Source organism: Promicromonospora kroppenstedtii DSM 19349 (genome assembly GCF_000515355.1).
In the GTDB taxonomy this organism is placed as follows: Bacteria; Actinomycetota; Actinomycetes; order Actinomycetales; family Cellulomonadaceae; genus Promicromonospora; species Promicromonospora kroppenstedtii.
On record NZ_KI911609.1, the window covers coordinates 1,792 to 3,019 of the forward strand.

Annotated in this window: 2 protein-coding genes and 1 pseudogene; all 3 read left to right on the forward strand. The window is 76.6% G+C overall.

Annotated elements, in window-relative coordinates; genetic code table 11:
* Window positions 1–843 (forward strand): DUF1684 domain-containing protein (locus PROKR_RS03800; protein ID WP_051432645.1); only part of this gene is annotated, 843 nt, incomplete at its 5' end.
* The gene (locus PROKR_RS03805; RefSeq protein WP_036959675.1) at window positions 840–1,028 is read left to right on the forward strand and encodes a hypothetical protein; all 189 of its coding nucleotides are present in this window, start codon (window positions 840–842) and stop codon (window positions 1,026–1,028) included. The genes PROKR_RS03800 and PROKR_RS03805, both read left to right, overlap by 4 nt.
* A pseudogene (locus PROKR_RS33800) lies at window positions 1,025–1,228 on the forward strand (LLM class flavin-dependent oxidoreductase); the annotation flags it as partial. The gene PROKR_RS03805 and the pseudogene PROKR_RS33800, both read left to right, overlap by 4 nt.

Sequence of the window (1,228 nt, forward strand, 5' to 3'; positions counted from 1 at the left end):
CTCGCGGCCTGGCGCGCGGCCCGCGAGCGCGACCTGCGGACGCCGCACGGGTGGCTGAGCCTGACGGGTCTCCTGTGGCCGACGTCGGAGCCCCGCCGCCTGCCCGGGCTGCCGGGGGAGTGGTGGGTCGTGGACCGCACGCTCTACACGCGGCCTGCGGCCGGCGATACGTCCGTGCTGACGGGCGAGCGGGTCGCGGAGCACGGCCCGACGCTGGTCGCCGTCGACGAGGGACGCTCGCGAGTCCTGGGCACGTTCCTGCCGGAGGGCAGGGCGGGTGCGGCCGCGGGCAAGGGCTCGGACGGCGCCCCGGGCGCCGACGGCGGGGACCACGACACCGAGGAGGTCGCCGTCGAGGTGGTGCTGCGCACGGGCCGGTACGGCCTCCGGCCGCGGGACCCCCGGGCGGCGACCCGCACCGGGTTCACGGGCGTCCCGGCGTTCGGGTACGACCCCGAGTGGGTGTTGGACGCCCGCGTGTCCTGGTACGACGAGCTGGAGCGGGTGACGGTCGGCGCCGCCCAGCCGCGCCTGGTGCACCACGTCCAGGTGATCGGCGAGGTCGACGTCGTGCACGGCGGCACGGTCACGACGCTCGCGCTGACGGGGACGCTCGACGAGCCGACCCTGCTGTTCAGCGACGAGGCCGACGGCGTCGCGCCGTGGCGGGTCCTGCGGATCACCCCGGGGGCTGGGGAGGGCGAGCGCGGCACGCTGCGCCTGGACCTGAACCGGGCCGTCAACCTGCCGTACGCGTTCACCGCGTTCGGCACGTGCCCGGCCCCGGTGCCTGGCAACCACCTGCCGTTCGCGGTCACCGCGGGCGAGAAGGCCCCGCGATGACCGCTCTCTCGGCGGTAACCCCGACCGCCCCGTCGACGCTCGCCCCCGGGCTGCACATCGACGAGGGCTCTTACCAGCAGGTGCTGGAGCGCTGGGGTCTCGAGGCCGAGGCCGAGGCCGAGGCCGTGGACCGCGCCGAGACCAACCCGCCCGGCCTGCCCAAGACGGAGGAGAGAGCCGCATGACCGAGCCAGCCACCGACCGCAGCACCGACCACGCCCCCGGCACCCGCGTGCCCCTGTCCGTGCTCGACCTCGCCCTCGTCGCCGACGGCTCCACCGGCGCCGCGGCGATCCAGCGGGCCGTGGCGCTCGCGGTCGACCTCGACGCCCTCGGCTACCGGCGCGTCTGGTACGCCGAGCACCATCTCGCGCCCGGCGTCGCC